Genomic DNA, 25,106 nt, shown 5'->3' on the forward strand with positions numbered 1-25,106 from the left:
GAGATCATGTTCGGGCGGCTCAAGGACTGGCGGCGGATCGCAACACGCTACGACAGATGCCCGAAGGTCTTCCTCTCCGCTGTCGCCCTCGCCGCAACGGTCATGTTCTGGTTATGATGCGAGAACGAGTCCTGACCCTAAGGTTCACGACACTTACAAGTGGAAGAATGTTGTGCGTTCGTACTTCTGAGGGAAATTTTCTCGCTGCAATCATTGGCGAGACAGATCATGGCCTTCTCTTTTCAATCGTCCCCCAGTCACCATTTGAAGTCGTTGAATTTGGACCCGGCGCGACGCATGTTGCTTTTGTTGAACGGAGTATCGTAAGGTCGATTACGCCGGATTGTGGCAAATAGAATTCCAGAGGAGGGTGCGCGTTCATATGCACTAACTCCACCCACGCCGTCCAACGTGTCGTGGTGTGCTCCACCCACCCTCGCTTCCCCGCCTGAACCTCATTCGCCTCTTCGCTACTCTCTTCCCCGGCTTTTTCCAGGTCCTTGCCCGCGCCCTCAATGGTCTCGCAGCAAGTGTAGGGTGGGTGCCAACCCACCGCCCACCCCCTACCCATACACCCCACTCCTCGGCGCCACCCGCACGACGACCACCACCAGCCGCCCGTCCTCGATCCGGTAGACGATCCGCCAGTCCCCCACCCGCACCCGCCAGTGGTCCTTGTGCCCGACCAGCTTCAGGCAACCCGGCGGCCTCGGATCATCGGCCAGCGCGGCTATCTCACGCTCCAAAGCCACGAGTATCCGCCGGTCCCTGATCGCGCGCAACTGCTTGCGGGCTTTCGGCTCATAGTCCAGCCGGTAGCGTGTCACTTCGCGCCATGGTCCAGATCGCTCCGGTCAGCGGCCAGAAGCTCGGCCCAGACCTCCTCGTGCGAGAACCGTTCATTCGGATCATAGTCCGGATCGGCATAGATCGCCGCCACTTCCCGAGCCAGTTCCGCATCCTCCAGCCGCTCGTAATACGCCATCGCCTCGGGCGAGATCATCACGGCCACCGGCTTGCCGTGTTTCTTGATCGTCACATCCTCATGCCCGTGCTGGACCTTGCCCAGCAGATCGGCGAGGTTCTCCCGAGCTTCCGATACCGTGACCTCGATCATCGCCGCCTCCATTCTGTACAGAGTGTACTATACGTCACATTCGTACAAAATCAACCGCGCAGCAGAACGGGGCGGTTGCCCGCCCCGCGTAGGTCGGGGTTCACCCCGGCTCCTTGGCAAGCTTACTTGCACACCCCCAGGTCATCGCAGAACACGCCCGCCGCGCCGCCGATGACGGCGCCGGTGACGGCGCTGCCGCCGGTCACGTCGGCGATCACCGCGCCGCCTGCGGCCCCGGCAAGACCACGTTCGGTGTCGGTGTCAAGGCAGCCGGACAGGGACAGGGCAATGGCCATGAGGCCAGACAGTTTCACGATCTTCATCGGATTTCCTCCAGGTTTACGGAACCGATCCTGCCCGCCCGCAGCAACCTTCGCATCGGGCAAGGCAGGGCGGGGGCCATGGTTCGGCAGCCTTCCACCCATCGCCCGCCGCGAAACCGGCGGCTCTCTGCCTACATGCCGGCCTGGGTCTCCTGCGCCTCTTCGGTGATCGCCTCTCCGGCGGTTTCAAGGTCGCGGCCGGCGCCTTCGATGGTTTCGCAGGCGGCAAGGCCCAGGAGGGCGAGGAGGGCAAGGGTGCGGGTCATGGTTCGATCCTCATTTGCATGCCCTTTCAACCGGACAGGCCGCATCCCGTTCCACGCCTTGCCGCAGAAGAGGGAACATCCGCCGATGCCGCCTTGCACGAGAGACGCTTAACCCCTTGTTAACCGGATGCCGCCATGCTGACCCGATGAAAGCTCTCATCCCTCTCCTCTTCCTTGCCGCCTGCGGCGCCTCACCCGCGCCAGAGTTCATCGGGGCCAAACGCACCGACATCACGCTGAACGGCCGCGATTACACGATCTTCCAGAAGGGCGAGCGCGTGGAGGTCATCCGCCTCGGCTATGCCAGACGGGGGGAGCATCAGGACATCCGCGCCACGATGATCGAGCTGATCCCGCGCGTGACGGGCTGCACGCTGCGCGAGTCGACCTTGACCGGCGACAGCGGGGAAATGCGCGGCTCGCTCGACTGTCCGGCTTGACTTGCAGGCCCGAAACGCCAAGAAGCAGGCACGGATACCGGGGGCCTGCCATGCCGAAGATCGACCTCTCGCGAACCCTGCCGCAGGCCCGGATTCCCGAACTTCCGAACCCCTATTTCGGCAAGGTCCGCGATTGCTACGACCTGCCCGACGGCACCCGCCTGCTGATCTCCTCTGACCGCATCTCGGCCTTCGACCTGAACCTTGCGGTGATCCCGTGGAAAGGGCAGGTGCTGACGCAGCTTGCCCGTTACTGGTTTGAAAAGACGGAAGATATCGCGGCGAACCATGTGATCTCCTATCCGGACCCGAATGTCGTCCTGGGCCGGAAGCTGACAATCCTGCCGGTGGAAATCGTCGTCCGCGGCTACCTTGCGGGCACCACCTCCACCTCGATCCTGACCCAATACCAAAAGGGCCAGCGCGAGATGTACGGCCACCGCCTGCCCGACGGCCTGCGCCCGAACCAGCCCTTGCCGAAGGCGATCATCACGCCGACCTCCAAGGCCTTCGACGGCGGGCATGACGAACCGCTGACCGCAGAGGAGATCGTCGCCACCGGTCTGCTGACGAAATCGCAGTGGGACGAGGTCAGCGAGAAGGCGCTGGCGCTGTTTGCCAGGGGTCAGCAGATGGCGGCGGAGCGCGGGTTGATCCTGGTCGATACGAAATACGAGTTCGGGACGGATGCGGACGGCACCATCCTTCTCGCCGACGAAATCCATACCCCGGATTCCAGCCGTTACTGGATCGCCAAGGGCTATCCGGCGGCTTTCGAAAGCGGTGACCGGCCGCCGAGTTTCGACAAGGATGTGATCCGCTCCTGGGTCGTCGCGCGCTGCGATCCCTACAAGGACAAGGTTCCCGACATCCCGTTGGACATGATCGAGAAAACGGCTCTGGTCTATATCGAGGCGTTCGAGGCGATCACCGGCCAGACCTTCGTGCCCGATGCCAGCGGGGCCACGCCGCTCGACCGCATCCGGGCCAACCTGACGCGATTCTTCACGACCTGACCTGTTTGCGCTAACAGTTGTCAAATCCAAGGGGGAAACCATGATTCTCAGCTGTGGTGAGGCGCTGATCGACATGCTGCCCAGGACCTCGACCCAAGGCGAGGCCTGCTTCGCCCCCTATGCCGGGGGCGCCGTCTTCAACACCGCCATTGCTCTTGGCCGACTTGGGGCGCCGTCGGCGTTTTTTTCCGGTGTTTCCAACGATATGCTGGGCGAGATTCTGGCCGATACCCTGACGGCGTCGAAGGTCGATACCCGCTTTCTTGCCCGCTCGGACCGGCCGACCACCGTGGCCTTCGTCAAGCTGGTGAACGGCCAGGCGACCTATGCCTTCTATGACGAGGCGACGGCGGGGCGGATGCTGTCCATCGCCGAGCTGCCAACGCTTCCGGCCATCATCTCGACCCTGTTCCTGGGCGGGATCAGCCTGGTGAACGACCCAGCAGCCTCGACCTACGAGGCGCTGCAGGCCCGCGAATGCCAGACCCGCGTCACCATGGTCGACCCCAACATCCGTCCTGGCTTCATCGCCGGAAAAGAGGCGGAGTATCGCGCCCGGATCGAGCGGATGGTGGCGAAGGCCGATATCGTGAAGCTTTCGGACGAGGACCTGCACTGGCTGGGAGGGCAGGGCGACCTGACCGCGCTGGCGCGGGGCATCCTGGCAAGGGGCCCGAAGGTCGTGTTCATCACCGAAGGCGCCAAGGGGGCACGAGCGGTGACGGCCACACAGGACATTTTTGTTTCAGCGCAAAAGGTTACGGTCGTCGATACGGTCGGCGCGGGCGACACGTTCAACGCGGGCGTCCTTGCCGCGCTGCATCAGGCCGGGGCGTTGACCAAGGCCGGGGTGATCGCTCTCGGCGACGCCGCTCTGACCGCCGCCCTCAGCCTTGGCACCCGGGCTGCAGCCGTCACCGTCAGCCGCGCCGGGGCCAACCCGCCCTGGGCGAACGAGCTGTGAGGGCCGTCCTCCAGCGGGTCACCGAGGCAAGCGTCCGGATCGGCGGCGAATTGGTCGGTCAGACCGGCAAGGGTTTCCTGATCCTTGTCTGCGCCATGGCCGGGGATGCCGAGGCGCAGGCGGAAAAGCTGGCGGCCAAGGTCGCCAAGCTGCGGGTGTTCAAGGACGATCAGGGCAAGATGAACCTGTCGGTCCGCGACATCGGCGGCAGCGCGCTGGTGGTCAGCCAGTTCACCCTGGCCGCCGACCTGCGCGGCAACAGGCCCGGCTTTTCGACCGCCGCGCCCCCGGCCGAGGGCGAGCGGCTTTACCTTCACTTCAGTCAAGCGCTTGAAAAGGAAGGCGTTCCGGTCGCCAATGGCAGGTTCGGCGCCGATATGGCGGTCAGTCTGGTGAACGACGGGCCAGTGACCATCTGGATGGACACCGACCAGCCCTGATCAGTTGAACGGATTGCCCGGCGTCCGCTTGGTGATCACGTCGCCGCAATCCACCAGCGCGCCGATCGAGGCGCTGGATCCGGCCAGAGAATAGTTCTGCACATCGGCGCCGTCCGCATCGCGCAGGTAAAGCCGGTTCCCCCGCGCGACCTCGGTGATGAAGTTGATCCCGGCCTGGCTGTCGGGCAGGTAGAACAGCACCGAGTTCTGATAGAGTTCCGCCCCCGTCAGGCTCCACGGTGCGCGGCGGTCGATCTGCACGCCCAGGTCGGCGGTCTGGCCTTGGCCGAACTCCCAGGCGGTGGAATAGAACTGCAACTGCACCGCCCCGTCCGGGAAGGTCCAGATGCTGAAGCTTTCGCCCGGCGCCTTCACCTCGGCCACGCAGCCGACCGAGCCGTCATCCCATCCGACAATCGAAACCTGCCAATGCTTGTGCGAGAACAGGACTTCCGATTGCTGTGCGCCTGCCATCCCCGTCGATGCCGCGATCAATGCAGCGGCCAAACCCATGCGAATGCTCATAGTCCCTTCCCGAAAAGACGTCCCTTGCCGGGATGTTCGCGCGCGGGCGCGATTCAGGCAAATGAAACTTGCTGTCATGCAAGCGATAGACGCCGCGCTGTGGCCGGCTCAGGCCGCCCATTCCCAGGGGTTCGAGAACTGGCCGAGGATCGTGCCGACCGCCGCATCCTCGACCGGACCCGACTTCTGCAACTGCGCCACCAGACCGCGCTTCTTGTCCTCGATCACCGCACTGACCCGGGCGGGAATCCCGGCCCCGGCCAGCGCCGCATCATAAGTCCGGGTGATCGCCATCCGCCTGAGGTCGGGCTTGAAGACCTTGCCCACCGCCGTCTTCGGCAGTTCCGACAGGATTTCCAGATGTTTGGGCACCGCGGCCCGTTCGCTGATATGCTTGGCAGCATAGGCCATCAGGTCCTCGACCGTGGCCGAGGCGCCCTTGACCAGCTCGACATAGGCGCAAGGCAACTCGCCCGCATGGGCATCCGGCTGGCCGATGGCACCGACGAAACCGACGGCCTCGTGCCCCATCAGGGCCTCTTCGATGATCGCCGGGTCGATGTTGTGGCCGCCACGGATGATCAGGTCCTTGGCCCGGCCGGTGATGAAGAGGTATCCCTCCGCATCGATCCGCCCCAGGTCGCCGGTGCGCAGGAAGCGGCCCTCGGCGAACAGTTCCTTGTTCTTGTCGGCCTCGGTATAGGTCGAGCCCTCGTAGACCCCCGGGTTCGAGACGCAGATTTCCCCTACCTCGTCCACCGCGCATTCGCGGTAATCCGTCGCCCCCTGCCGGGTCAGGATGCGGACTTGCGTATAGGGGAACATGAAGCCGACCGAGCCGATCTTCTTCACACCGTCCGGCGGGTTGACCGAGACGAGGCAAGTGGCTTCGGTCAGGCCGTAACCCTCGACGATCTCGATCCCGGTTTCCTTCTTGAAGCGGTTGTAAAGCTCGACCGGAAGCGGGGATGAGCCCGAGAAGGCATTCTTCAAGGTCGAGATATCGGCATTGACCGGGCGTTGCATCAGTGCGGCGAGCGCTGTGGGCACGGTGATCATGTAGGTCACGCGGTAGCGCTCGACCAGTTTCCAGAAGTTGTCGAACACGCCTTCGCCGCGATAGCCCTGCGGGGTGGGGAACACGACATGCGCGCCCGAGCCGATCATCGACATCAGGATCGGATAGCAGGCGAAGACGTGGAACAAGGGCAGCGGGCAGATCACCACATCGGTCGCCTTGAACAGAAGCGTTGCCCCCAGCCAGCCGTTGTAGACCATACCGGAAAGCTTGTGCTGCGCGACCTTGGGCATCCCGGTGGTGCCGCCGGTGTGGAAATAGGCGGCGACGCGGTCGTCCTGGCTGTCGGTGAAGGTCAGCTTGTCGGCGGGCATCCGCGCCATCTCGACCCGGAAATCCTTGACGTTCGCGGTGTGGCTCACCGGGTTCTTCGGCCGGATGAGCGGCACGATCACCTTCTTCAGCCCCGACAGGTAGGGGACGAGGTCCACCTCCAGCACCGTCTTCACGTTCGGCGCGAACTGCACCGCCTCGGCCACCTTCTGCGCCAGGTCGGTCTTCGGGAAGGGCTTCAGCGTGACCACGACCTTCGCGCCGGTTTCGCGCAGGATGGCGCTGATCTTGTCGGGTTCCAGAAGCGGGTTGATCGGGTTGACGATGCCCGCGACCGCCCCGCCCAAGAGCGTCACCACCGTCTCCACCGCGTTCGGCAGGATGAAGGCGACGACGTCCTTCTCGCCCACGCCAAGCGAGCGGAACAGGTTCGCCGCCTGCGTCACCTTCGCGTGCAACTCGGCCCAGGTCAGCGTGACCTTCTTCGTCTCGGGGCCGGAAAGCAGCTGGTAGCTGACTGCGGGCCGTGCGCCATGCGCCGTCTTTGTCCGTGTCAGGAAATCGTACATCGACCGTGCCTGGCCCCGGTCGGCCCAGGGCATCTCGGCCTCAATGGCCTTCAGGTCCGCAGCGGTTGCGAAAGTGGTCATCGGTTCCTCCCCCAAGGGCCCGCTGTTGCCGCAGGCTTCCGTCAAAGATGGGGGCGGGAAACGGGTTTGTGAAGTCGGTTTGTCCCGACCGCGCCGGTCGGGACGCGACGTCAGACCGCGCCTTCGGTGAACTGCAACCGGGCGAGGCGGGCATAGAGCCCATCCTCGGCCACCAACTCGTCATGCGTGCCCTGCGCGACGATCCGCCCGTGGTCGAAGACGACGATCCGGTCGGCGCGCTTCACCGTTGCCAGCCGGTGCGCAACGACCAGCGTCGTCCGCCCCTCGGCGAGCTTCTCCACCGCCGCCTGCACCAGCCGTTCACTTTCCGCGTCCAGCGCGCTGGTGGCCTCGTCCAGCAAAAGGATCGGTGCGTCTCGCAGGATCGCCCGGGCAATCGCCACCCGCTGCTTCTGCCCGCCCGACAGCATCACGCCGCGCTCGCCCAGATAGCTGTCATAGCCCTGCGGCAGCGCGGTCAGGAATTCATGCGCGGCGGCGGCCTTCGCGGCAGCCTCCACCTCGGCATCGGTCGCGTTCAGCCGCCCGAAGCGGATGTTCTCCCGCGCCGAGGTGGCGAAGATCACCGGGTCCTGCGGCACCAGCGCAATGGCTTGGCGGAAATCGGCCCTGGCCATGTCCGGCAGCGCCAGCCCGTCCAGCGTGATCCGGCCCGCCTGCGGGTCATAGAACCGCATCAGAAGTTGCAGGATGGTCGTCTTGCCCGCCCCTGAGGGTCCGACCAATGCCACCGTCTCTCCCGGCTTCACATGCAGGCTGACCCCGTTCAGTGCCGAAGCCTCCGGCCGGGCCGGGTAGCGGAATGTCACATCCTCGAACGAAATCTCGCCCCGCACCGGACGGGGCAAGGCCACCGGACGCAATGGGTCCTGCACGGTATCCTCGGTCCCGAGCAGTTCGACCAATCGTTCGGTCGCCCCCGCTGCGCGCTGCAACTCTCCCCAGATTTCGGACAAGGCCCCCACGGCGCCTGCCACCATCACTGCATAGATCACGAACTGGATCAGCGCGCCGACCGACATCGTCCCCTCGCGCACGTCGCGCGCCCCGATCCACAAGACGCCCACCACCCCGGCGAAGACCAGGAAGATCACGATCACCGTCATCACTGCCCGCGTCTTGATCCGCGCCTTGGCCGAGGCGAAGCTTTTCTCCGTCACTTCGGCGAACTCGCCCCGCGTCGCCGCCTCATGGGTAAAGGCCTGCACCGTCTGCACCGAAGAGAGCGCTTCGGAGGCCGAGCCGGAGGAAGCCGCGATCCAGTCCTGGTTTTCGCGCGACAGCGCCCGAAGCCTGCGCCCCAGCACGACGATGGGTACGATGATCGCGGGCACGACCAGCAGCACCAGCCCGGTCAGCTTGGCCGAGGTCAGGAGCAGCAGGACCAGTCCGCCCAGCAGGATCAGCAGGTTGCGCAGCGCGATCGAGACCGAGGAGCCGATCACCGAGAGGATCAGCGTGGTGTCGGTGGTGATCCGGCTGAGGACCTCGCCGGTAAGGATGCGTTCGAAGAAGGCGGGCGACATGCCCATGACCCGATCGAACAATGCGCGCCGGATGTCGGCCACCACACGCTCGCCGAGGCGGGTCACGAAGTAGTACCGCAACCCCGTGCCCACGGCGAGCAGCGCGGCAATCGCCAGCGCTGCGCCGAAATACTTGTCAAGAAGCTGAACCTGCGCGGTGTTGAACCCGTCGACCACCCGGCGCACCGCCAAGGGCAGCACGAGGCTGATCCCCGCCGTCAAGATCAGCGCCATCAGCGCCAGTCCCGCCATGCCGCGATAGGGCCACAGGAACGGCACCAGCCCCCGCAGGGCGCCCACCCGTTTTGACTTCGGCCGATCCTCGACTGTTGAACTGTCCGACATGCCGCCCGCCTCACTGACTTCGGGCAAGGGTTTAGTCTGCCATCCCGCAGGCCACAAGCGTCCCGACCTGCGACCAAAGCCCCGGGGGCCCCTTTCCCCCGCCCGTCCCGCGTGCCACGGTGGCGCCCATGACCGAGACCGCACATTTCATCGCCGAAGACGGCGCCCGCCTGGCCTATCGCGACGAAGGGCAGGGCCTGCCCCTCCTCTGCCTGCCCGGCCTGACCCGCTCCATGGCCGATTTCGACTACCTCATTCCCCATCTGCCCCCCCTCCGCCTGATCCGATTGGACTACCGGGGCCGTGGCGAAAGCGACTGGACCGGCGCTGCCACCTACACGGTCGAGCAGGAGGCCAAGGATGCCGTCGCGCTCCTGAACCATCTCGGGGTCGCGAAAGCCGCCATCCTTGGCACCTCGCGCGGCGGGTTGATCGGCATGGTCCTTGGCGCCGTGGCGCGCGACCGGGTGCTGGGCCTCTGCCTGAATGACGTCGGGCCCGAGATCGCCCGCGAGGGGCTGGCGCGCATCTCCGACTATGTCGGCCGCAACCCGGCGGGCCGCACGTATGAGGGCTTCGCCGACCGCCTGTCCCGCAGCCCCGGTTTCGAGGGCGTACCGATGTCGCGCTGGCTGGAGGAGGCGCGGAAGCTGGCGGTGGAAACGCCAGACGGCCTGCGCATCCCATACGACCCCGTCCTGCGCGAGGCTTTCCTGAAAGCCTTCGACGGTCCGCCGGTCGATCTCTGGCCTCTGTTCGACGCCCTCGCAGGCCTGCCGCTCGCCCTCATCCGGGGCGCGAACTCCGACCTTCTGTCCTCCGAGAGCACACAGAAGATGCGTGACCGCCGCCCCGACATGGCCTTCGCCGAAGTCCCCGGTCGCGCGCATATCCCCTTCCTCGACGAGCCCGAAGCCGTGGCCCTGATCCGCGCCTTCCTGAAGGGCCTGGCATGAACATCGACATGATCGAAGCCGCCGCCCGGCGCATGTCCGGCCATGTCCGCCGCACGCCGCTTCTGAACGCGCCCCTTCTCGACAGGGCCATCGGCCGGCGCATCTTCGTCAAGGCTGAATGCCTGCAGATCACCGGCAGCTTCAAGGCCCGCGGCGGCTGGTCCGCCGTCTCCGCCCTTGCCCCCGAGGCGCGGGCGCGGGGCGTCATCGCCTATTCCTCCGGCAACCACGCGCAGGGGGTCGCCCATGCCGCCGCCCGCCACGGCGCGCCCTGTGTCATCCTGATGCCTTCGGACGCGCCGCAGGTGAAGATCGCCAACACCCGCGCCTACGGGGCCGAGGTGGTGCTCTACGACCGTTCGACCGAGGACCGCGACGCCATCGGCGCCCGCATCGCCGCCGACCGCGGACTCACCCTGATCAAGCCTTACGACGATCCGCAGGTCATCGCGGGTCAGGGCACCGTGGGGCTGGAACTCGCCGAGCAGGCGGCCGAGGTCGGGGTTGCGGAGGCCCCGGTGTTCGTCTGCTGCGGGGGCGGGGGCCTCTCCTCCGGCATCGCGCTGGCGCTCGAGGCCCGCGCCCCGGGGCTGCGGGTCCATACGGCGGAACCGCTGGGGTTCGAGGACATGGCCCGCTCGCTCGCCAGCGGTCGACGCGAGAGGAACCCCGCGCCCAGCGGCTCGATCTGCGATGCCATCCTGACACCAAGCCCTGGCGAGTTGACCCTCCCCATCCTCTCGCGCCTTGCCGGGCCGGGCGCCGTGATCAGCGACGATCAGGCCCTGCAGGCGATGGCACTTGCCTTCACCCACCTGCGCATCGTGCTGGAACCCGGTGGAGCCGCCGCCCTCGCCGCTGCGCTGTTCGGCGATGACCTGCCCGGCACCGTCATCGCTGTCGCTACTGGTGGCAACGTCGACCCCGCCACTTTCGCCGCCGCCCTGGACCGCTTCGCGTGAGCCTCGTCTGGCTCGAAGACCTGCGCCTCAACGCCGAGCTTTCCGGCCCCGCAACCGCTCCGCCCCTGGTCCTGATCCACGGCCTCGGCCTCGACCACCGGCTCTGGGACGCGCTTTTGCCGCACCTGCGAACCCGCACCCTCCGCCTCGACCTGCGCGGCCATGGTGACTCCGACACCCCCGCACCTCCCTACGCGATGGGCACGCTCATCCGCGATGTCGAACGCCTGATGACCCATTTCGCTTTCAAGGACGCCGTCGTCCTTGGCGCGGGCGAGGGCGGACTGATCGCTCAGGGGCTGGCGGCCAAACGGCTCGACCTCGTCCGCGCGCTGGTCCTGACCGGCTCGGCCACCCGCTTCGGCAACCCCGCCGTCTGGGAAAGCCGCCTCGCCCGGCTGCGCGACCATGGCCCCGACCTTGACGCCGAATGTGCCCAACTCCTCGGCCCGCGCTGGCAGGCTTCGTCGGCACTTGCCCCGACCCGCGCCATGCTGGACCTCACCCGCCCCGAAGGCTGTCAGGGCTACGCCTCCGCCACCGCGACGGCCGATTTCTTCCAGACCACAGCCACCCTGAAGCTGCCGACCCTGATCCTCGCGGGGGCAGATGACCGCAAGACGCCCCCGGACCTGCAGCGAGAGCTTGCCGACCTGATCGCCGGGTCGCAGTTCCAGCTGCTGCGCGGCGGCAGCCATCTTTCCATGCTGACGCATCCCGATGCCTTCGCCGACGCGCTGCTCGGATTCCTGACCCGGATCGGCCATTTCTGACGAGCCTGGGCCGCAGATGTTACAGAATTCAAACACAGAATTGATCCTTAGATCGACAAAGGCCTTCTGGCTTGAACATTCGCCACAACCTGCCACCTTTGCGGCCCCACCCGGAGGCGCCTTGCCCCTTCGCCACGCCTATCCCATCCGCGCCACATCCTGTCGCGAATGAATAGGCCTGCACCCGCCTTCCCTCCTAGCTTCGTCTCGGCGAGACTGCTCCAGGGAGAGAGTGGGGTGTAAATCCCCTGCCTCCTCACCAGCCAGAGGGGACGAGACATGAAACTGAAGGATCTCGAAATCTTCGTCGTCGCGCCGCCATTCCCCGGCTGGGGCGGGCGCTACTGGATCTTCCCGAAACTCACCACCGACGACGGCATCACGGGTTACGGCGAATGCTACGCCTCCACCGTCGGCCCCAGGGCCATGCGCGCGGTGATCGAGGACGTGTTCGAACGGCACATGCAGGGCGAAAACCCGGAAAACATCGAGATGATGTTTCGCCGCGCCTACAGTTCCGGCTTCACGCAGCGCCCCGACCCAACCGTCATGGGTGCCTTCGCCGGGCTGGAGATCGCCTGCTGGGATATCCTTGGCAAGGCGAGGGGCCGCCCGGTCTGGGCGCTCCTCGGCGGCAGGATGAACGACCGCATCCGCAGCTACACCTATCTCTACCCCGAACCGGGCAAGGAAAACGCGGACTTCTGGGTCAGCCCCGACGCTGCTGCCGAGGCCGCCGTCCGCTTCATGAACCTCGGCTTCACCGCCGTGAAGTTCGACCCTGCCGGTCCCTACACGATCCGCGGCGGCCATGAACCGGCCTTGTCCGACATTTCACGCTCCGTCGCCTTCTGCAAGGCGATCCGCGAGGCGGTGGGCGACCGTGTCGACCTTCTTTTCGGCACCCACGGCCAGTTCACCACACCCGGCGCAATCCGGCTTGGGCGCGAACTGGAACCCTACAACCCGCTCTGGTACGAGGAACCCATCCCCCCCGACAACCTCCTCGAATTCGCCGAAGTCGCGAAATCGGTCCGCGTCCCGCTGGCCACCGGCGAACGGCTCACCACAAAGGCCGAATTCGGCACCCTCCTCCGGGCTGGGGGGGTGAAGATTCTGCAACCGGCGCTGGGCCGGGTTGGCGGCATCTGGGAGGCGAAGAAGATTGCTGCGATAGCCGAAATCTTCAACGCCGAGATGGCCCCGCACCTTTACGCAGGTCCGGTGGAATGGGCGGCGAACATCCACCTTTCCGCCTCGATCCCGAACCTCCTGATCGCCGAAACCATCGAGACCGGCGGCGCCTTCCACCAGAAGCTGATCCGAAAGTCGATCCGCTGGGAAGACGGCTACATCCTGCCGCCCGAAGCCCCTGGCCTTGGCATCGACTTCGACGAGGATGTCGCCCGCGCGCATCCCTACACCGGCACGGCCCTGCATCTTCAGATGCAGGAGGCGCCTTGCGACTACCGTCACGGCAACCGCTTCGAGGGTGGCGCGCCCTCGACCCCGACCTGACCGTCGTCCGTGGCAACGCCGTCCGAGGGGTTCGATGCCCCGAGGACGGCTCTCTTGTCGGGAAAATGGCGGGCCCGGAAGGACTTGAACCCTCAACCTCGGACTTAGAAGGTCCTTGCTCTATCCAGTTGAGCTACGAGCCCGCGCCGCGCCCTTTTGGGCCAAGGCCACAGATCAGGCAAGCATCTTCGTCATGAAGACCGAATTCGGATCGTCCGAATAACCCTCGAACGGCGGGCAGTCCTGAAACCCCGCCCGGCCATACAGCGCCCGCGCCGCCACGAAGGTCGGCTGCACCCCGGTCTCCAGGCTCAGCCGAGTGAAGCCCTCGGCCCGCGCGGCACTGACCAGATGGTCCAGCATCGCCTTCGACAGGCCGCGGCCGCGCGCCTCGGTCAGGACATGCATCGACTTGATCTCGGCATGGGTCGTGTCGATCGGCTTGTAAGCCCCCATGGCCAATGGCTCGCCCGCGTCGCGCAGCACGAAGAACCGGATGCCCGGTGCCGCGAGCGCCCCCTTGTCCATCATGTGAATCGATTCGGGTGGTGTGTCGGCATGCATGTCCGCGGTGTGACGCTGGAACAGCAGCTCCAGATCAGGGGTCAGCGGGTGCTCTTCGGCGATGATCATGGACGGGCTCCTTGCGCCCTTCCTGCCCCGCCCGGCGCAGACTGGCAACCCCGGCGGGTAATCAATGCGTCCAGGCGCCCTTGCGGTCGGTGGCGAAATTCTCGCCATAGCCGCGCGGGCGGATGTTGGCCTTGCGTGGCTTCGGTTCCACGAGGTCGAACTCCAGCCCCCTCTCGGCGGCATAGGTCTGGGCTTCCTCGCGCGTGTCGAACTTCAGTCTCACCTGGGCCTGGGTGTCCGAGGACGAGGTCCAGCCCATCAGCGGATCGACCTCGCGCTCAGATGCCGGGGCGAATTCCAGCACCCATTGGTGGGTCTTGGCGGTGCCGGACTGCATGGCGGTCCTGGCGGGCTGGTAGATGCGGGCGCGCATGGGACAATCCTCCGAAGCTGCGCCCCGTGTTAGCCGAAGCCTTCGGGAAAGCGCAAGCCTCACCTGTGGCGGAAAAGGCTGCCGGCCGGCGTCGGGGAGTGTGGGGTGGGTAGGGTCGACGCCGACCGGCAGCTTCAGTTGCTGCTTGCCCGACCAGTCTGGCCGAATTTCCGGCGCATATCAACCTAAAGTTGTATCTTTTCCAACACCCTGTTTTGGGTCAGTCCTCGCGGCGGTGAAGCCGGATGATCTGGTAGCGGTTGTAAAGACGGAAGGACTCGGCGGTCCGGGTCGTGCCGGTCAGCCGCTGCATCAGGTTCTCGCGCCTCTTGCGCGACAGGAACAGCCCGATCCCTTTCGCCAGTGCCCAATGCGCGGTGGGCCGCTTGCTGCGAATCTCGTCCGAGACGCGGGTGACGCCGTGGCCGAGCACATGGAACAGGGACTGTTCAAGGTCGATGGAGGGCGCGACGGCGTCGGTGATGTCCTCCTCGGCCTCGACCGTGAAGGGCGACGCCGCGACCGCCTCCTGGAAAACCGCCAGCCGATGCCCGCCTCCGGGCTGCGGACCCTTGGCCTTGCGGCCCCGGTAGGCTTCGGTCCGGAAGCAGTCGGCGATCAGCACCTTGCCGCCCGGCGCCAAGAGCAGCGCGCATTTCGGCAGGCTTTCGGCCAAGGGGATGTACTGGAAGCTTTCCGAGAAAAGGCAGAGGTCATAGGGGCCCCGGCCTTGGAACGCCTCGAAGGTGGTCTCATGCACTACCGCGCCCTTCGCCGTTTCCCGGCAGCGCATCGCGAGGAAGGGCGAGGGCACGACGATTTCCACCGAATGCCCCAGCGCAAGAAGCTTCTTCGCCGTTTCTCCCGCCCCACCGCCGATGTCGAGGATGCGCAAGGGACCTTCCGGCAGGTAGCCGAAAAGCTTCGCGGTGTAGCCGTCCTGTGCTGCCCGCAGGTTGCCCGCCGTCACCTCAAGGCCCGTCCAGAGCCCGTAATGCAGGTTCTCCGCCCCGGTCAGCCAGCGGATGAACGCCAGCCCCACATCCAGCCCCACGGCGCGCGTGTCGATCTTTTCAGCCATCAGTCACCTCTGACGGCGAGCCTTAGCCGCTTGCCCGGCTTTCGGCAACGGTTTCGCCCCCGGACGCGGATCACCGCTTGAACTAGAACAAAAACGGATCAAATCTGTCCTGTCCCGACTCCCCCGAAGGCTGCCTCATGCCGCACAACAACTCGAACGCCCTTACCGAACGCCCCGAGGTGCTGACCCGGCCCAAGCTGGAGGGAGGGCGGCGCTTTGTCCTTTCCACCCCCTTCCAGCCCGCTGGCGACCAGCCCACTGCCATAGTCGAGCTGTCCCAGGGCGTGAAGGCAGGCGACCGTGACCAGGTACTTCTGGGTGCGACCGGCACCGGCAAGACCTTCACCATGGCCAAGGTGATCGAGGAGACCCAGCGCCCGGCGATCATCCTCGCGCCCAACAAGACCCTTGCCGCGCAATTGTACGGCGAATTCAAGGGCTTCTTTCCCGACAATGCGGTGGAATACTTCGTCAGCTACTACGACTACTACCAGCCCGAAGCCTATGTCGCCCGCACCGACACCTATATCGAGAAGGAATCGCAGATCAACGAACAGATCGACCGGATGCGCCACTCGGCCACCCGGGCGCTTCTGGAACGCGACGACGTGATCATCGTTGCCTCGGTTTCCTGCATCTACGGCATCGGCTCGGTGGAAACCTATTCGGCGATGACGCAGGACCTGATCACCGGCCAGCTTTACGACCAGCGCAAGGTGATGGCGGAACTGGTCGCCCAGCAATACCGCCGCCTCGACGGCGCCTTCCAGCGCGGTGCTTTCCGGGTGCGGGGTGACAGCCTGGAGGTCTGGCCTGCCCACCTGGAAGACCGCGCCTGGCGGTTTTCTTTCTTCGGCGAGGAGCTGGAGGCGATCACCGAATTCGACCCCCTGACAGGGGCCAAGACCGACAGTTTCAAGCAGATCCGCATCTACGCCAACAGCCACTACGTCACGCCCCGGCCCACGCTGCAACAGGCGATCACCGGCATCAAGGACGAGCTGTTCCACCGGCTCAAGCAGCTGGAATCCGAAGGAAAACTGTTGGAGGCGCAGCGTCTGGAACAGCGCACCCGCTTCGATCTGGAGATGCTGGAGGCCACCGGCTCCTGCGCCGGGATCGAGAACTATTCCCGCTACCTCACCGGCCGCGCACCCGGAGAGCCGCCGCCCACGCTCTTCGAATTCATCCCCGACCATGCCATCGTCTTCGCCGACGAAAGTCACGTCTCGGTCCCGCAGATCGGCGGCATGTATCGCGGCGACTTCCGCCGCAAGTTCACCCTGGCCGAGCATGGCTTCCGCCTGCCGTCTTGCATGGACAACCGCCCGCTGAAGTTCGAGGAATGGGACGCGATGCGCCCGCAGTCGGTCTTCGTCTCCGCCACCCCCGCCGCCTGGGAACTGGAACAGACCGGCGGCGTCTTCACCGAACAGGTCATCCGCCCGACCGGGCTTCTGGATCCGCCGGTCGAGATCCGCCCGGTCGAGATGCAGGTCGACGATCTTCTCGACGAAATCCGGAAAGTGTCGGCCCGGGGCCTGCGTACCCTCGTCACCGTCCTGACCAAGCGCATGGCCGAGGACCTGACCGACTACCTGCACGAACAGGGCATCCGCGTCCGCTACATGCATTCCGACATCGACACGATCGAGCGGATCGAGATCCTGCGCGACCTCCGCCTCGGCGCCTTCGACGCGCTGGTCGGGATCAACCTTTTGCGCGAGGGGCTGGATATCCCGGAATGCGGGCTCGTGGCGATCCTCGACGCCGACAAGGAGGGCTTCCTGCGTTCGGAAACCTCGCTCATCCAGACCATCGGCCGCGCTGCACGGAACGCCGACGGAAGGGTGATCATGTATGCCGACCGGATCACCGGCAGCATGGAGCGCGCCCTGGCCGAAACCAACCGCCGCCGCGAAAAGCAGATGGCCTACAACCTCGCGAACGGCATCACGCCCGAGACCGTGAAGAAGAACGTCGAGGATGTGCTGGCCGGTCTCTGGCAGGGCGACACCGACCAGAGCCGTGTGACGACCCGCATCGACAAGCCGATGGTCGGCCAGAACCTTGCCGCCCATCTGGATGCACTCCGCGCCCAGATGCGCAAGGCGGCCGAGAACCTGGAGTTCGAGGAAGCCGCCCGCCTGCGCGACGAGGTCAAGCGGCTGGAGGCGGTGGAGCTTGCGGTCGCCGACGACCCGTTCGCGCGGCAGGAGGCGGTGGAAGAGGCGGTGGTGGAGGCCACGAAGATGTCGGGCCGCTCCACCGGCGGCCGGGCCGGGCAGCGGGGAGGGAAAAGGAGCAGGGGGCGGAGGTAGCGCGCAACACCCGTAGGTCGGGCTTCAGCCCGACTCCCCCGACCACCAGCGCCGACCCATAGAAGGAGAAAGAACATGACCGGAAAAATCCGCATCGGCGTCGGCGGCTGGACCTTTGAGCCCTGGCGAGACAATTTCTACCCCGCCGAGCTGCGTCAGGCCGACGAACTGGCCTTCGCCGCCAGGGCGCTGACCGCGATCGAGGTCAACGGCACCTATTACGGCACCCAGAAGCCGGAAACCTTCCGGCGCTGGGCGAGCGAGACGCCCGAGGGTTTCGTCTTCACCCTGAAGGCCCCGCGCTTCGCCACCTCCCGCCGCGTGCTCGCCGAAGGGGGCGAGTCGATTGCCCGCTTCCTCGCCTCCGGCCTGACCGAACTGGGGCCGAAGCTCGGACCGATCAACTGGCAACTGCCGCCGACGAAGAAATTCGACCCGGACGACATGGCAGCCTTCCTCGACCTCTTGCCCGACAGGCTGGAGGGCCTGCCGCTGCATCACGCCATCGAGGCCCGGCACGAGAGCTTTGCCTGCGACGCATTCACCGATCTGCTGCGTGGCCGCAACATCGCCGCCGTACAGGCCGCCGACAGCGAATACCCCCAGATCGACACCCCCACGGCGCCTTTCGCCTATCTGCGCATCATGGGCACACGGGAGGGCGAGCCACACGGCTATTCCGAAGCGGACCTCGACCGCTGGGCTGACCGCCTGCGCGACATGGCCAAGGCGCGGGACGTGTTCCTCTTCGTGATCTCCGGCCACAAGGCCGCCAACCCGGCCGCAGCGCGGGCCCTGATCCAGCGGCTGTAGGATGGGCAAGTCTTGCCCGCGGGTGTACAATGTGCGCACATTGCCCGTCCCACGCCCCTCACCTCACTCGATCAGGACGATATCCGGGTCCCCGGCCCGGAACGTCGCGATCTCGTGGCAAGTGACGACTTCGCTGTGGCGCTCCTCCCAATAGCGCGGATCGGCCAGCACGGTTTCGGGCAGGCGCTCTTTCAGGAAAAGGCGGCGTTTCTGCCGCCTTACCGTGACTTCGAAGCGGTTCGACCTGAGCCGCGCCCCGGGCTTCAGGAAATCCTCTCGCAGAACTTCCGCCCGGTCCTGCAAACGCCTGATCTCGGCCTTCAGCCATGCGAATTCATCCACCGGGTCCATCCTGCACCTCCGCTTTTGCCGGAGAACACTCTCGACCACGGGCGTTGCGCGAAGGTTAACGCGATTGACCCCCTGGAACGCTGACCCTCCCGTCGGATCGAAAGGCCCGCGATGTCCTCAGCAGGACGTGAACGGGTGCCGCAGGTAGTGCCTTTCAAGTCCTAATTTTGCCAACTATCATTGGTATGCACCATTTCGGTGTTGTTGCGTTGGATATTGCATTCACAGGCTATGTCGATGGATTTTGAAAAACTACAGGCGACCGCGGTTGTCCGCAGGAATTCGATTGCCTTCGTCGAGACGCTGTTCGCGCTCTATGCTGATCGCCGTCCTCTCGTCCTGGTCGGCAGCGAGATGCAGGCTGCGCAGCTTCCTGGCCTGGAGATCACCCACACCATCAATCCCGAAGAGCGGACCGGCTGGTTCACGGCCCGGCATCCGGTGATCCTTGACGATCTGCCCGCGCAGGTCAGCTACACCTCTGGGACCGAGGGGCTGCCGAAGGGCATCCTGCTGACGTATCGCAACCTCGGATACACCACTGAACGCATCGTCGAGCAAATGCAGCTGACCGACGAGGTGCGGGAGTATGTCGGCGTTCCCGCGACCTTCAGCTTCGGAATGGCGCGCTTCCGTGCGGTCAGCGCCGTAGGCGGCAAGTCCTATATGCCGCCCCGTGGCTTCGACCCGCTTGAACTGGCGCGCATGCTGTCCGCGGGCGAGGTCAATTCCCTTTCGGCTGTGCCGACGCTGCTGCGCATCCTGCTGGCCGACCCGAAGGTCATCGGCGAAGCAGGGGCGAAGCTGCGCTGGATGGAAATCGGGTCGCAGCACATGACCGCCGACGAGAAGCGCCGCATCAGCGTGATGTTCCCCAATGCGCTGATCGTTCAGCATTATGGTCTGACCGAGGCATCGCGCAGCACTTTCCTGCACATCTCGGGCGCCTCCGGCGAAATGCTCGAGTCGGTCGGTCGTCCGGTGGGCGAGGGCGAGGTGCAGCTGTCCGCCGACGGGCGGATTCGGATACGCGGGCCGCAGGTGGCGCGCTCACGGATCGACGCCGAGGGGCTGCACGATCTGACCGATGCGGATGGCTGGTTGCAGACCAACGATCTTGGCCACCTGCGCGACGGTTACCTTTATTTCGATGGCCGGGCCGATGACCTGATCAACTGCGGAGGACAGAAGGTCGTTCCGGACCAGCTGGAAGAGCGGATCCGGTCGCGCCTTGCGGCAAGCGCGCAGATCGCGGTGGCGAAGGTCCCCGACATGCAGCGCGGCGACGGGGTGCTGGTCGCCATAGCGGGCGAGGGCGCCCCGGTCGGGAAAGTGAAGGAGGCCGCCACGGCAGCCTTGCAGGAACTGGGGATTTCGGCGGGCAGCGCGCTGCATGTCATGGCGCTGGACGCCCTGCCGGTAACGGGGACCGGCAAGGTCCAGCGCCGGGTCCTGGCCGATCAGTTCGCCCTGCGGCAGACGACTGCGCCCGCGCCGACACCCGCCGAGCCGGTCGAGATCGGCGATGTGCCGACGCTCTTCCGGCACGAGTTCCCGGGGCAGGAGGTCCTGCTCGGCGACACATTCGAGACGCTCGGCGGCGACTCGCTGCATTACATCCAGTTTTCGCTGGCCTTTGAAAGCAGGTTCGGCCAGCTGCCGGATGGCTGGGAACGGATGAGTGTGTCCGACCTGCAAGAGCTTTCCGAAACGAATGACGTCTCGACCTGGCGTCGGTTGGAGACAGTTACGCTTACGCGGGCCTTCTTCATGATCTGCATCGTTGCCTTGCACACCGATGCCTTCGTCTACAGCTCCAACTGGGGGGCGGCCTATTTCCTGGTGTTGCTGGCGGGCTATTCCGTCGCCCGCTTCCAGTTGCCAGAGATCATCCGGTCCGGCAGCGTGCGGACGCTTCTGGGCACGATCCGCTACGTCGCCGTGCCGACGATCCTGATGGATGTCTTTCTCGAACTGTTCGTCACGCGCAGGCTCGAACTGCCGTCGCTGTTTCTGGTGTCGAACTATGTCGACCCGGATGACATCAAGGGCTATACCTTCTACTTCATCGAGTTCTATTTGCAGCTGCTGATCCTTGCTGCATTGCTGTTCTCGGTTCGAAGCGTGCGCGAGGCCTTCCGCGAGAGGCCTCTTCTCAGCGCGTTCATCCTGTTCCTGGTCGTGGTGGCGATGGATCGGACCATCGAACACTTCTGGAACGGCGACTACAACTACCACCGGACTCCCTGGCATTATGGCTGGTGCTTCACGCTGGGCATCGTGATCGCCGTAGCCAAGGATGCGCGCGCGCGCCTGTTCGCGCTGGCGCTGGCGCTGGTGACCATCTTCTCGGTCTGGCAGCTGACATCCGCGGCATATTACGTGGCCGGGGGCTGCGTCCTGATCATCTTCGTGCGGTCGGTTCCGGTCCCCGCCCCTGTCAAGGCCGTTGTGTCCGAGATCGCGGGCGCTTCGATGTTGATCTACCTGACCCATTATCAGGTGATCAGAGTGGTCGAAAAAATCTTCGGAGAGCCCCATCCTTGGCTGTCGTTGATTCTCTCGGTCCCCGTTGGTGTGGCGGCCGCGCATGCCTACGCCTGGGTCGACCGGAAGGTCATGCAATCACGGCTGTTGGCACGCACATTGCGGCGCGAAGCCTCGACCGGCTGATCCGGGCATCGCCGACCGTCAGGCCGAGATGAATTCGCGCACGAAGGCCGAGGCGGGCCTCGCGCGGATGTCCTGCGGCTTGCCGATCTGTTCGATCCTGCCCATCGACATGACGACGACGAGGTCGGCCAGCTCCATTGCCTCGTCCTGGTCGTGGGTGACGAAGACGGTGGTCAGGCCCGTGGTGTCGTGGATGTCGCGCAGGCCCTGACGCAGTTCCTTGCGGACCTTGGCATCGAGTGCGCCGAAGGGTTCGTCGAGAAGCAGCATCCGCGGTTCGATGGCCAGAGCACGAGCAAGGGCGACGCGCTGGCGCTGGCCGCCGGAAAGCTGGCTGGGATAGCGCGCGCCGATGTCCGGGAGCTGGATCAGGTCGAGAAGCCTGGTCACGCGGCGGGCGACCTCGGCCTTGGCGGGGCGCGAGGCGCGGGGGCGGGCCTTCAGCCCGTAGGCGATGTTGTCGAAGACCGTCATGTGGCGGAAAAGCGCGTAGCTTTGGAAAACGAAGCCCGCGCGGCGCTGCTGGACCGTCAGGCCCGTCGCGTCCTGCCCGTCGAAGAGGACGCGGCCGGAGGTGGGGTATTCGAGCCCGCCGAGGATGCGCAGGAGCGTGGTCTTGCCCGAGCCGGAGGGGCCGAGCAGCGCGACCAGCGCGCCGGAGGGGACGGCGAGCGAGACGGGGTGCAGCGCGGCAGTGGTGCCGAAGCTTTTGGAGATTTCGTCGATTTCGATGTGCATCTGGTCCCCCTAATGGCGGCGGGTGGCGGCAAGCGCGTCGGCGTGCCGGATTTCGAGGAAGGTCTTCAGCCCGAGCGTCAGGAAGCCGAGGAAGGCGAGGACGGCGGCGAGGGTGAAGGCCGCGACGGAGAGATATTCGTTGTAGAGCATCTCGATGGTGATCGGCATGGTGGCGGTCTGGCCGCGGATCTTGCCCGAGACGACGGCAACGGCGCCGAATTCGCCCATCGCGCGGGCGTTGCAGAGGAGGACGCCGTAGAGAAGCGCCCAGCGGATGTTGGGCAGGGTCACGGTCAGGAAGGTGCGCCAGCCGGAGGCGCCGAGAGTGAGGGCGGCTTCTTCCTCGGCCCGGCCCTGTTCGACCATGACCGGGATCAGCTCGCGCGCGACGAAGGGGAAGGTCACGATCATCGAGGCGAGCACGATGCCGGGCAGGGCGAAAACGATGGGGTAGCCGGCGTCGACCATCATCCCGCCGACCCAGGTGTTCGCGCCGAAGGTCAGCACGACGCAGAGGCCGACGACGACGGGAGAGACGCTGAACGGCAGGTCGATCAGGGTGATGAGCAGCGCCTTGCCGCGGAAATCGTACTTGGTGATGAACCAGGCGGCGGCGATGCCGAAGACCGCGTTCAAGGGTACGGCGATGGCGGCGACAGTCAGGGTCAGGCGGATGGCGGCAAGGCCTTCCGGATTGGCGAGAGAGGTGACGGCTTCCCACCAGCCCTTGCGCAGGGCCTCGACGAAGACGGCGACGAGCGGGGCGAGAAGAAGGAGGGCAAGAATGCCCAGAACGCTGCCGATCAGCAGGCGGCGGACGAGGGGCGTTTCCTCGGTGGCGGGGCGCCAGGTGGCGGGTGCGTCAGACATATCCGATCCTCCGGCGGCTCCAGACCTGGATGGCGTTGATGATGAGGAGGAGCGCGAAGGAGATCGCCAGCATGGCGATGCCGATGGCGGTGGCCCCTTCGTAGTTGAACTCCTCCAGCTTGATGACGATGAGCAGGGGGGCGATTTCGGTTTTCATCGGCAGGTTGCCGGCGATGAAGATGACCGAGCCATACTCGCCCACGGCCCGGGCCAGTGACAGGGCAAAGCCGGTCAGCGCGGCGGGGGCGAGCATCGGCAGGACCACATGCCGGATCGTGTGGAAGCGCGAGGCGCCGAGAGTGGCGGAGGCTTCCTCGACCTCGCGCTCGACCTCGTCGATCACCGGCTGGACGGTGCGGGTGACGAAGGGCAGGCCGACGAAGACCAGCGCGATGAAGATGCCGCTGGGGATGTAGGCGATCCGGAAGCCGAGGTCCTTGGCCAGCGCGCCGAAGGCCCCGTTCGGGGCATAAAGCGCGGTCAGCGCAATGCCGGCGACGGCGGTGGGCAGCGCGAAGGGCAGGTCGACCGCGGCGTCGATCAACCGGCGACCGGGGAAACGGTAGCGCGCCAGGACCCAGGCCAGCGCCACGCCGAAGACCAGGTTGAAGAGCGCGGCCAGAAAGGACAGCCGGAACGACAGCCAGAGCGAGGCCCAGATGCGGGCGCTGTTCACCTCCGTCCACAGCCGTTCGGGACCGGCAATCGCGCCCTTCGCCAGCAGGGCGCCGATGGGCAGAAGGACCACGAGCGAGAGAAGGGTGATCGTGATCCCGGCGCTTATCCCCAGGCCGGGGATCGGAGATCGGTGGATGAGGGGTCTGCTCATGAAGTTTCCCATGCAAGGCGGGTCGGCACCGGGATGCCGACCCGTTGGTTCAGGGCGAACGGTTACTGCCCGACGTAGATCTGGTCGAAGATGCCGCCGTCGGCGAAGTGCTTGGCCTGCACATCCTTCCAGCCGCCGAAGGAGGCGATGTCGCGCAGTTCAAGCTGCGGGAAACGGGCGACGTCTTCCGGGGCGGCTTTCGAGGTATCCCAGCCGCGGTAGTAATCCTTGAAGATGATCGCCTGGGCCTCCGGCGTGTAGAGGAAGTTCAGATAACCCTCGGCCAGCTTCCGCTGCTCATCATTCTTGATGTTCGCCTCGACCAGCGCCACCGGGGGTTCTGCCAGGACGGAGACCGAGGGGACGACGATGTCGAACTGGTCCTCGCCAAGCTCGTTCAGGGCGAGATAGGCCTCGTTCTCCCAGGCGAGGAGCACGTCACCGATGCCGCGCTGGGCGAAGGTGGTCGTCGAGTCACGCGCGCCCTTGTCCAGCACTGGCACATGCTCGAACAACGCTTTCACGAAGGCCTCGGGATCCTGGCCGTTCTTTTCCGCCCAGGCCCAGGCGGCGAGGTAGTTCCAGCGCGCGCCTCCGCTGGTCTTCGGGTTCGGCGTGATGACTTCCACGCCCTCGGCGGCCAGGTCGCCCCAGTCCTTGATGCCCTTGGGGTTCCCTTCGCGCACCAGGAAGACGATGGTCGAGGTATAGGGCGACGAGTTGTGCGGCAGCTTCGACTGCCAGTCCTCCGGAAGCTTGCCCTCTGCCGCGATCTTGTCGATGTCGGCGGCCAGCGCCAGGGTCACGACCTGCGCCTCCAGCCCCTCGATCACCGCGCGGGCCTGCGACCCCGAGCCGCCGTGGGATTGCTCGATGGTTGGCGCCTCGTTGCCTTGCGCGGTCCAGTAGGCAACGAACGCCTCGTTCAGGTCGCGATACAACTCGCGCGTCGGGTCGTAGCTGACGTTCAACAGGCTTTCGGCGGCGACCGGGGTCGGCGCGATGCCCAGGACGAGGGTGGCGATGGTCGCTGCGGCGACAAAGCCTTTCAGGCGGCTGATGGGCCAGCCGGTCAGGCGGCGCAGCCCGTCGGCGATGGTGACGCGCCCGTCCGGGTGGCGTTCGGCGACGGGGCCTTGCGCGGTCACGGTGCCGACGAGGGCGATGGTGGCAAGCATGGTCTTCTCCTTGGATGACGGGATCGGGCCGCAGGGCCTCAGTCCCGGAACGG

Annotated in this window: 26 protein-coding genes, 1 tRNA gene and 1 pseudogene; 12 read left to right on the plus strand and 16 right to left on the minus strand. The window is 65.7% G+C overall.

The annotated features are described in order from the left end of the window. Window positions 1-117: pseudogene (locus JNJ68_RS04520) on the plus strand (IS5/IS1182 family transposase); the annotation flags it as partial. Window positions 118-563: 446 nt separating this feature from the next. On the opposite strand, the gene JNJ68_RS04525 reads toward JNJ68_RS04520, so the two are convergent. The 4 genes from JNJ68_RS04525 to JNJ68_RS04540 all read right to left on the minus strand — a co-directional run bounded on the left by JNJ68_RS04525 (window position 564) and on the right by JNJ68_RS04540 (window position 1,706). Then, complete coding sequence (locus JNJ68_RS04525; protein ID WP_294979548.1) at window positions 564-827, minus strand: type II toxin-antitoxin system mRNA interferase toxin, RelE/StbE family; 264 nt, start codon at window positions 825-827, stop codon at window positions 564-566. Beyond that, window positions 824-1,117, minus strand: a complete 294-nt coding sequence (locus tag JNJ68_RS04530) for a type II toxin-antitoxin system Phd/YefM family antitoxin (protein WP_294979550.1) — start codon at window positions 1,115-1,117, stop codon at window positions 824-826. The genes JNJ68_RS04525 and JNJ68_RS04530 overlap by 4 nt, the downstream gene beginning before the upstream one ends. A gap of 122 nt (window positions 1,118-1,239) precedes the next feature. Beyond that, window positions 1,240-1,440, minus strand: coding sequence for a hypothetical protein (locus JNJ68_RS04535; protein WP_294979553.1), 201 nt, complete (start codon window positions 1,438-1,440; stop codon window positions 1,240-1,242). 131 nt (window positions 1,441-1,571) lie between these two features. Further along, on the minus strand, window positions 1,572-1,706 hold the full coding sequence (locus tag JNJ68_RS04540; RefSeq protein ID WP_294979556.1) for an entericidin A/B family lipoprotein: 135 nt from the start codon (window positions 1,704-1,706) through the stop codon (window positions 1,572-1,574). A gap of 146 nt (window positions 1,707-1,852) precedes the next feature. Here JNJ68_RS04540 and JNJ68_RS04545 point away from each other — a divergent pair, with 146 nt between their 5' ends. The 4 genes from JNJ68_RS04545 to dtd are packed head-to-tail and all read left to right on the plus strand — an operon-like array spanning window position 1,853 to window position 4,566. Continuing rightward, on the plus strand, window positions 1,853-2,146 hold the full coding sequence (locus tag JNJ68_RS04545; RefSeq protein WP_294979557.1) for a hypothetical protein: 294 nt from the start codon (window positions 1,853-1,855) through the stop codon (window positions 2,144-2,146). Between the two features lie 50 nt (window positions 2,147-2,196). Then, window positions 2,197-3,162, plus strand: coding sequence for a phosphoribosylaminoimidazolesuccinocarboxamide synthase (locus JNJ68_RS04550; RefSeq protein ID WP_294979559.1), 966 nt, complete (start codon window positions 2,197-2,199; stop codon window positions 3,160-3,162). Between the two features lie 40 nt (window positions 3,163-3,202). Further along, window positions 3,203-4,126, plus strand: a complete 924-nt coding sequence (locus JNJ68_RS04555) for a carbohydrate kinase (protein ID WP_294979561.1) — start codon at window positions 3,203-3,205, stop codon at window positions 4,124-4,126. Then, on the plus strand, window positions 4,123-4,566 hold the full coding sequence (gene dtd / locus JNJ68_RS04560; protein ID WP_294979563.1) for a D-aminoacyl-tRNA deacylase: 444 nt from the start codon (window positions 4,123-4,125) through the stop codon (window positions 4,564-4,566). Before JNJ68_RS04555 ends, dtd begins: the two co-directional genes overlap by 4 nt. Here the strand turns inward: dtd and JNJ68_RS04565 are convergent, their stop codons facing one another. The 3 genes from JNJ68_RS04565 to JNJ68_RS04575 all read right to left on the minus strand — a co-directional run bounded on the left by JNJ68_RS04565 (window position 4,567) and on the right by JNJ68_RS04575 (window position 8,984). Then, on the minus strand, window positions 4,567-5,091 hold the full coding sequence (locus JNJ68_RS04565) for a hypothetical protein (protein WP_294979566.1): 525 nt from the start codon (window positions 5,089-5,091) through the stop codon (window positions 4,567-4,569). A gap of 108 nt (window positions 5,092-5,199) precedes the next feature. After that, entirely contained in the window at window positions 5,200-7,092 is a 1,893-nt protein-coding gene (locus JNJ68_RS04570; RefSeq protein ID WP_294979569.1) for an acyl-CoA synthetase, read from the minus strand. 110 nt (window positions 7,093-7,202) lie between these two features. Then, entirely contained in the window at window positions 7,203-8,984 is a 1,782-nt protein-coding gene (locus JNJ68_RS04575) for an ABC transporter transmembrane domain-containing protein (RefSeq protein ID WP_294979754.1), read from the minus strand. A 128-nt stretch (window positions 8,985-9,112) separates the two neighbouring features. Between JNJ68_RS04575 and JNJ68_RS04580 the strand changes: the two genes are divergently transcribed. The 4 genes from JNJ68_RS04580 (at window position 9,113) to JNJ68_RS04595 (ending at window position 13,193) form a co-directional block, all read left to right on the plus strand. Next, window positions 9,113-9,940, plus strand: a complete 828-nt coding sequence (locus tag JNJ68_RS04580; protein ID WP_294979572.1) for an alpha/beta hydrolase — start codon at window positions 9,113-9,115, stop codon at window positions 9,938-9,940. After that, the gene (locus JNJ68_RS04585) at window positions 9,937-10,902 is read left to right on the plus strand and encodes a threonine/serine dehydratase (RefSeq protein ID WP_294979575.1); all 966 of its coding nucleotides are present in this window, start codon (window positions 9,937-9,939) and stop codon (window positions 10,900-10,902) included. Before JNJ68_RS04580 ends, JNJ68_RS04585 begins: the two co-directional genes overlap by 4 nt. After that, the gene (locus JNJ68_RS04590) at window positions 10,899-11,675 is read left to right on the plus strand and encodes an alpha/beta fold hydrolase (protein ID WP_294979577.1); all 777 of its coding nucleotides are present in this window, start codon (window positions 10,899-10,901) and stop codon (window positions 11,673-11,675) included. Before JNJ68_RS04585 ends, JNJ68_RS04590 begins: the two co-directional genes overlap by 4 nt. Before the next feature lie 279 nt (window positions 11,676-11,954). Then, window positions 11,955-13,193 carry a mandelate racemase/muconate lactonizing enzyme family protein gene (locus JNJ68_RS04595; protein WP_294979579.1) on the plus strand — a complete coding sequence of 413 codons (1,239 nt, stop codon included), beginning with the start codon at window positions 11,955-11,957 and terminating at the stop codon, window positions 13,191-13,193. A 66-nt stretch (window positions 13,194-13,259) separates the two neighbouring features. On the opposite strand, the gene JNJ68_RS04600 is transcribed toward JNJ68_RS04595, so the two are convergent. The 4 genes from JNJ68_RS04600 to JNJ68_RS04615 form a co-directional block, all read right to left on the minus strand. Then, window positions 13,260-13,336, minus strand: a tRNA-Arg gene (locus tag JNJ68_RS04600). Between the two features lie 31 nt (window positions 13,337-13,367). Further along, on the minus strand, window positions 13,368-13,826 hold the full coding sequence (locus JNJ68_RS04605; RefSeq protein WP_294979581.1) for a GNAT family N-acetyltransferase: 459 nt from the start codon (window positions 13,824-13,826) through the stop codon (window positions 13,368-13,370). A gap of 61 nt (window positions 13,827-13,887) precedes the next feature. Beyond that, a complete protein-coding gene (locus JNJ68_RS04610) occupies window positions 13,888-14,199 on the minus strand; it encodes an ETC complex I subunit (protein WP_294979583.1) in 312 nt (103 codons plus the stop codon). Between the two features lie 220 nt (window positions 14,200-14,419). Next, window positions 14,420-15,280, minus strand: coding sequence for a methyltransferase domain-containing protein (locus JNJ68_RS04615; RefSeq protein WP_294979585.1), 861 nt, complete (start codon window positions 15,278-15,280; stop codon window positions 14,420-14,422). Between the two features lie 137 nt (window positions 15,281-15,417). On the opposite strand from JNJ68_RS04615, the gene uvrB reads away from it, so the two are divergent. Both uvrB and JNJ68_RS04625 read left to right on the plus strand, forming a co-directional pair. Next, window positions 15,418-17,601 carry an excinuclease ABC subunit UvrB gene (gene uvrB, locus JNJ68_RS04620; RefSeq protein ID WP_294979588.1) on the plus strand — a complete coding sequence of 728 codons (2,184 nt, stop codon included), beginning with the start codon at window positions 15,418-15,420 and terminating at the stop codon, window positions 17,599-17,601. Window positions 17,602-17,676: 75 nt separating this feature from the next. Then, window positions 17,677-18,414: a DUF72 domain-containing protein gene (locus tag JNJ68_RS04625; protein ID WP_294979591.1), complete on the plus strand. Its 738-nt coding sequence runs from the start codon at window positions 17,677-17,679 to the stop codon at window positions 18,412-18,414. A 63-nt stretch (window positions 18,415-18,477) separates the two neighbouring features. Here the strand turns inward: JNJ68_RS04625 and JNJ68_RS04630 are convergent, their stop codons facing one another. Beyond that, complete coding sequence (locus JNJ68_RS04630; protein ID WP_294979594.1) at window positions 18,478-18,756, minus strand: hypothetical protein; 279 nt, start codon at window positions 18,754-18,756, stop codon at window positions 18,478-18,480. A 246-nt stretch (window positions 18,757-19,002) separates the two neighbouring features. Here JNJ68_RS04630 and JNJ68_RS04635 point away from each other — a divergent pair, with 246 nt between their 5' ends. After that, window positions 19,003-21,438, plus strand: a complete 2,436-nt coding sequence (locus JNJ68_RS04635; protein ID WP_294979598.1) for an AMP-binding protein — start codon at window positions 19,003-19,005, stop codon at window positions 21,436-21,438. Between the two features lie 18 nt (window positions 21,439-21,456). Here JNJ68_RS04635 and cysA read toward each other — a convergent pair whose 3' ends face one another. The 4 genes from cysA to JNJ68_RS04655 all read right to left on the minus strand — a co-directional run bounded on the left by cysA (window position 21,457) and on the right by JNJ68_RS04655 (window position 25,053). Beyond that, complete coding sequence (gene cysA / locus JNJ68_RS04640; protein ID WP_294979600.1) at window positions 21,457-22,176, minus strand: sulfate ABC transporter ATP-binding protein; 720 nt, start codon at window positions 22,174-22,176, stop codon at window positions 21,457-21,459. Between the two features lie 9 nt (window positions 22,177-22,185). Beyond that, complete coding sequence (cysW, locus tag JNJ68_RS04645; protein WP_294979602.1) at window positions 22,186-23,046, minus strand: sulfate ABC transporter permease subunit CysW; 861 nt, start codon at window positions 23,044-23,046, stop codon at window positions 22,186-22,188. After that, window positions 23,039-23,875, minus strand: a complete 837-nt coding sequence (cysT, locus tag JNJ68_RS04650; protein WP_294979604.1) for a sulfate ABC transporter permease subunit CysT — start codon at window positions 23,873-23,875, stop codon at window positions 23,039-23,041. Before cysT ends, cysW begins: the two co-directional genes overlap by 8 nt. A gap of 62 nt (window positions 23,876-23,937) precedes the next feature. Continuing rightward, on the minus strand, window positions 23,938-25,053 hold the full coding sequence (locus tag JNJ68_RS04655) for a sulfate ABC transporter substrate-binding protein (RefSeq protein WP_294979607.1): 1,116 nt from the start codon (window positions 25,051-25,053) through the stop codon (window positions 23,938-23,940). Between the last annotated feature and the right edge of the window lie 53 nt (window positions 25,054-25,106).

It is taken from the genome of Tabrizicola sp., from assembly GCF_016793705.1.
GTDB lineage: Bacteria > Pseudomonadota > Alphaproteobacteria > Rhodobacterales > Rhodobacteraceae > Tabrizicola.